We start from the raw sequence: 6,279 nt of genomic DNA, 5'->3' as shown, positions 1-6,279 counted from the left end.
TGAAATTCAAGTATATAAAAAAATACCTGTAGATAAAACACTCTTTTTCAAGTGTCCTAACTACAGGTACCATATTACTTTGGCTTCTTCTTTTTGCAATTACGTAAAATCATATACAGGTTCCGATTGGTTTAATCGATCAACTTTTTCTTCCTCTCCATCTTCAGCATTGATGAAAATCCGATACGTTTCATCCTCAATCACACCGTAATATTCATAACACAACACTTCTTCACCTAAATCATTTTCAATAACCGCTATATGATCTTCCATCACATCAATACGCGGGTTTAACCGTTCTCTAGCTTCCTTTTCGGATAATTTTGGATCAGGAATGTCACGCTCTTTATGGTATATCAAATAACTCTTTGCTTCATACCCTAAAATATCACCGTCATCAAGAGCTACCTCCACCGAAATTAAATCAGTATAGACTCGAACGTTATCCTCAAGATGAACAAACTCTAGCATTGCAATTGAATCATATTGCCTACTATCAATTACTTGCATATTGTCTTTTCCCATTTCTTTTAAATATTCCTCTGCTTTTTGAACCGCTTCATTTAAGCTAATCTTTTGTTCTTCAATTTGACGGTCCTGCAAAAACCAAATCGGTTCACCGCCATTAACACTCATATCCATATAATAATTTGTTTGATGATCTGGATCATCCACTACGATTGTATAGGCAGGATACACAAGTCCGTCACCGGTTTCAGCAACATGTACTGGCGTTTGTTTATCTACCTGTATATACTTACGCGCTATTTTTTCAGCTTCTTCCTTAGACACCGGTTCTCCATCAAGGGCTTCTTTTAATTCGCCATTTAAATCATCAATCGCCGCTAAGCCAGCTCCCCATTCCGTCTCGCTATAACTTTGTATTGATTTATTCATTACTTCTAAATTGTTTACTACCATGTTATCAAGTGGTTCTTGTGTTGCTAGCATTTCTTCTTCAATATCAAGCCATCGATCGCCATTATCAAGTATCATCGCTTGTGATTTTCGTACTTCTTCACGAATTTCTTTAGCATACCCAGATAACTTTTGTAATGTTTCATATTCTTTATCTGTCAAAGGCTCTTTTTCTAAGTCGCGAATGGAAGTTCTGTAACTAAATTTACCTAACTTATACAAAAATTCTTCGGTCTTACCTAAATCAACTGAACTTAATGGCAATTGCCCAATATTTTCTTGTGCTAAACTCGTTACACGCCATACATCAGCCAAAGCTGGTGTTAATTGACGTCTCGTATTCATCGCAAGCGTAGCACCTAATTGATCTTCAATTTGATCAATGTGAAAAGCAAGTTCATGAAATGCTCGTTGATAGTTATTTTCTGCAGTAATCTTCAGTATCTGTTTCTCTTCTTTTTCTTGAAACCCCCAAATACCTGTTGCTACTACAGCTATTGCTAACAATCCTATGACTATATTACGTATCACATTATTCACCTCCAAAAATTAGTGACAGAAAATATGCTTTCCAATTCGTTTAATTTGCGGTCTAGTCCAAATCCACCCTGAGGTTGCAGTGTCTGGATTAAAGTAATATAGTGCGTTCCCTGTTGGATCTTGTCCATTGATTGCATCTAGTACTGCACGACGAGCTGTTTCGTCTGGTTGCAAATTAATTTGTCCATCTGCAACCGCTGTAAACGCACGTGGTTCAAATATTACTCCTGATGCTGTATTTGGAAATGTTGGACTATTGATTCGGTTAATAACAACTGCAGCAACAGCAACTTGACCAACATATGGTTCACCACGCGCTTCACCATATACCGCTTGTGCCATTATTTGAATATCATTATCAGAATAACCAGCTGGGACATTAGTCGCCTTATGAATATCTGCTTCATTATCTTGCTCGTCTGGTTCCTCAGCATAAGGTACAGGTTCTTCTGCAGGTTGCGGTTGTTCTGCTGGTGCTGCTCCCTCACCCGCTCCTGGTTGCGGTTGTTCTGGTGCTGCTCCCTCACCCGCTCCTGGTTGTGGTTGTTCTGGTGCTGCTCCCTCACCCGCTCCTGGTTGTGGTTGTTCTGGTGCTGCTCCCTCACCCGTTCCTGGTTGTGGTTGTTCTGGTGCTGCTCCCTCACCCGCTCCTGGTTGTGGCTGCTGTGGCGCTTGTCCTTGTCCAGCTTGTGGTTGCCCTTCCCCTTTTGGCGCCCCGTCCCGGCTACCTTTTTCCCCTTTTTGTATTTCTTTTGGTGTTCCACCATAATGTGTAAATTCACGCCCTTCATTAAGTGCCTTTTTCACAAATTCTTCATTATAATTCGTGGAACGGTTCAACATATCTTTCATTTGCGGTCCGACAAGACCATCAACGTCTAAACCAAATTCATCTTGATAATTCCGAACTGCCCAATACGTTCCCCACCCATATACTCCATCAATGGTTCCATTATAAAAACCGATATACTGGAGTCGTGCTTGTAATTCTACAACATCATCACCAGTTGCACCTTTTTGAATCACTTGATCGGAAAATGCGTAAGTTGGTGATGTATTCATCAACAACCCAATACAAACTAACGTCATGATAAGTGGAATTTTTAACTTAAACAGATTACGTTTCATGTTGCCAGTGACCTCCTTGTGTTCATGTTATCTGTTTCATGACACATCAGTCATGATTGATATGGATAGTGTTTGTTGCCGAGCTATTTTTATACAATTTCTAACCAAATACTTACCATAAATCTTCCTAAACCTCCCTATAGAAAAACGCAATGAGGTCTTTTCTATCAAAAAAAGGTTGCCGAGAAATAATCTTCTCAACAACCTCATTTATTATCCAACCATTACCCTAATACGTTAAAGTATCGTCCTTCTGGATGGGCAAATACCATCGCTGTAACAGATGCTTCCGGTTCCATCATATAACCTTCTGTCAATTGAATCCCTATTTTTTCAGGCTTCAACAACTTAAATAATTTTTCTTGGTCCTCTAAATTCGGACAAGCAGGATATCCAAAAGAAACACGTACCCCTTGATATTTAGCTGAGAACCTTTCATCCATCGTCATATCAGCAGAATCAGGGAATCCCATTCGGTCCCGCATTTGCTGGTGAACACGCTCTGCAAACCCTTCAGCGATTTCTAATGCTGCAGCTTGAATTAAATGACTGTATAAATAATCGCCATCACGCTTTGCTTGATCAGCAAGCTCTCGCACCCCATGACCTGCCGTTACTGCAAGGAACCCAACATAATCCATTTCTCCACTCGACACTGGACGCAAGTAATCGGCTAAGCATAAAAAGGGCTTATGACTTTGTCTTGGGAATGAGAACCGTTCAAGTATCGTTGTTTGATCGGTTGGGTCGTAAATCAAAATATCATTCCCGTCCGCTTGCGCTGGAAAAAACTGATACATCCCATGTGCTTGGATCACTTGATTCTGCTTGGCTTTCACTAAAAATTCGTCTACTTTTTCTTTTAGATCTAATGCTCGTTCATCTTTTTCTTCAAGGAGTCTCGAAACCTTGCCTTGAATCCCAAGGTGACGCCCCAGAAGCATTTGCATGTTAATATACGGCTCTAAGTGAGAAAGCTTATAATCACGCAAAACATGTACATCCAAATCTGTTGGGGTAAATATTGGACCATCACGTTTCACATCAGATTGGGCAAACTCATCTACTGGTCTCTCATTAATTGGCTTACGCTCTGCTGGCCGAACGGCCTCTTTTTTTGCACGAGCCTCAGCGAGTTCCAAAGCGAGACGTTCACGCTCGTCCGGCTTGGCCAGTCGATTTGCAATCTCTAAGCCATTCATTGCATCTTTTGCGTACAAGACAAGTCCATCATATTCAGCAGCAATTTTTGTATCTGTGAATTTTCTCGTAAGTGCTGCTCCGCCTACCAGAATTGGAATTGATATATCTTGTTGACGTAAATCTTGTGCCGTTAACACCATTTGTTGAGCAGATTTCACAAGTAAACCTGATAATCCGATGGCATCAGGTTTTTCTCTTTTTACAGCTTCAATTAACTCATTTGATGTCACTTTTATACCAAGATTGACAATTTTAAAACCATTGTTGCCTAAAATAATCTCAACTAAGTTCTTGCCAATATCATGTACATCACCTTTAACTGTTGCAAGCAAAATCTTCCCTTTTCCATTATCATCTTCTTTTTGCTCCATATGTGGTTCAAGGTGGGCAACAGATGCTTTCATTACCTCTGCACTTTGCAACACTTCTGCAACAATTAGTTCATTATTATTAAATAATCTACCAACCTCGTCCATCCCTACCATTAAAGGTCCATTGATAATGTCTAATGGATCAGAATACGTAGAGAGTGCTTTATCTAAATCTTTTAAAAGCCCTTCTTTTGTCCCCTCAACAATATAGGAAGCAAGGCGCTCTTCAAGTGTCAAGTTTGAATTATCAACTTTTTTCTCCGCTTTTTTCCCTCGATAAAAGGCGGTAAACTTAGCAAGTGTTTCATCTGTTGTGTCAAATAATAGCTTGCTAGCCATTGCTTTCTCTTCATCTGAAATAGATGCATATCTTTCTAATTTCTCCGTATTAACAATTGCATAATCAAGACCTGCTTGCGTACAGTGGTAGAGGTACACGGCATTTAACACTTCACGACCAACTGGTGGTAACCCAAACGACACATTACTTACTCCTAAAATGGTTAAACATTTCGGAAGAGCTTCTTTAATAAGTTTAATTCCCTCAACTGTTGCATTGGCTGATCCAATATATTGTTCATCTCCTGTTCCAACTGGAAATACAAGTGGATCAAAGATGATATCTTCAGATTTAAGTCCATATTTATTGACAAGTAAGTCATGAGAACGCTTTGCAACTGCCAATTTCTTCTCAGCTGTTACAGCCATTCCTTCCTCATCAATCGTTCCGACAACGACAGCTGCCCCGTATTTTTTTACAATAGGGATAACAGCTTCAAAGCGCTCTTCTCCATCTTCTAAATTAATCGAATTAATAATCGCTTTCCCTTGTGAATAGGTCAAGGCTTTTTCAATCACCACTTCATCCGTTGAATCGATCATTAATGGAACTTTCACTTTATTAACGACAAACTGAAGAAAGTTTTCCATATCTTCAATTTCCTCACGATCAGGGTCTGCTAGACATGCATCAATAACATGGGCACCCTTTTTTACTTGAGCCCTAGCAATCTCTGATGCTTCTTCAAACTTTCCTTCAGCAATTAATCGCTTGAATTTCCTAGAACCAATGACATTTGTCCGTTCACCGACAAATAACGGACGCATACTGTCATCATAAATAAGTGGTTCAATACCAGACACAGCATGAGGGTGCGACTCATTAAACGTTCTCGGTTGAAATTCTTTTGTTGCTTCTACCATTGCACGAGTGTGATCAGGTGTTGTCCCACAACATCCTCCTACTACATTTAACCAACCTTTTTCTGCAAAGCCACGCAGTTTAGTCGCTAATGATTCCGGAGATTCATGATAATGCCCCTCTTCATCAGGCAAACCAGCATTCGGATAACAACTCACATACGTCGTTGCTAGTTCTGATAATGAGCGAATATGATCACGCATAAACTCTGGCCCGGTTGCACAATTTAATCCGACTACTGCTGGGTTCATATGCTCTAACGATAAATAGAACGCTTCAATGTTCTGACCAGCGAGCGTTGTACCCATCGGTTCAATGGTACCTGAAATAAATATAGGCAACTTTACATTAAGCTCATTAAATGCACGTTCAATTCCAATGTACCCTGCCTTAACGTTACGCATATCTTGACTCGTTTCAAGCAACATCACATCAGCGCCGCCACGGATGATCCCACGCGCTTGCTCATGATAGGACTCACACAGTTTCTCAAATGTCGTTCCTCCAGTTACAGACAAGGATTTGGTTGTTGGTCCCATTGCTCCAGCAACAAACCTCGGCCACTCAGGAGTTGAGAATTCGTCAGCAACCTTTTTAGCAATTGCCGTAGCGAGACGGCTCAATTCTTCCGCCTTATATCCTAGATCATAATCATCTAAGACGATATCAGTTGACCCGAATGTATTCGTTTCAATGATGTCTGCACCTGCTTCTAGATAAGCTCGGTGAATCTTTTCAATAACATGAGGAGCTGTTTCATTTAAATACTCGTTACAGCCCTCATACTCTTCTCCACCAAAATCTTCAGCTGTTAAATTGGCTTGCTGTAACATTGTTCCCATTGCACCATCTAAAATAAGAATCTTTTTTTCAAGCTGTTGTTCAAACAAAGACTTAACCATATGTCCGTCCTTTCTA

The 6,279-nt window shown here is 40.2% G+C and carries 3 protein-coding genes; all 3 read right to left on the bottom strand.

What is annotated here, in order from left to right; genetic code table 11:
• Positions 1-99 precede the first annotated feature (99 nt).
• Positions 100-1,449 carry a germination protein YpeB gene (gene ypeB, locus SLH51_RS10905; protein WP_335961293.1) on the bottom strand — a complete coding sequence of 450 codons (1,350 nt, stop codon included), beginning with the start codon at positions 1,447-1,449 and terminating at the stop codon, positions 100-102.
• An 18-nt stretch (positions 1,450-1,467) separates the two neighbouring features.
• The gene (locus SLH51_RS10900) at positions 1,468-2,586 is read right to left on the bottom strand and encodes a cell wall hydrolase (protein ID WP_335961292.1); all 1,119 of its coding nucleotides are present in this window, start codon (positions 2,584-2,586) and stop codon (positions 1,468-1,470) included.
• A 224-nt stretch (positions 2,587-2,810) separates the two neighbouring features.
• Positions 2,811-6,263 (bottom strand): methionine synthase, encoded by a 3,453-nt coding sequence (metH, locus tag SLH51_RS10895; RefSeq protein WP_335961291.1) that lies wholly within the window; start codon positions 6,261-6,263, stop codon positions 2,811-2,813.
• Positions 6,264-6,279 lie beyond the last annotated feature (16 nt).

Origin of the sequence: Halalkalibacter kiskunsagensis (genome assembly GCF_037027555.1) — a bacterium.
Lineage (GTDB): Bacteria > Bacillota > Bacilli > Bacillales > Bacillaceae_D > Halalkalibacter > Halalkalibacter kiskunsagensis.
Note: the sequence above shows the minus strand (reverse complement) of the source record. Positions and strands in the feature narration are given on the sequence as shown.

Bases quoted from the DNA above. Each gene is read 5' to 3' on its own strand.
- SLH51_RS10900 (WP_335961292.1), bottom strand. From the start codon at position 2,586: ATGAAACGTAATCTGTTTAAGTTAAAAATTCCACTTATCATGACGTTA.
- metH (WP_335961291.1), bottom strand. From the start codon at position 6,263: ATGGTTAAGTCTTTGTTTGAACAACAGCTTGAAAAAAAGATTCTTATT.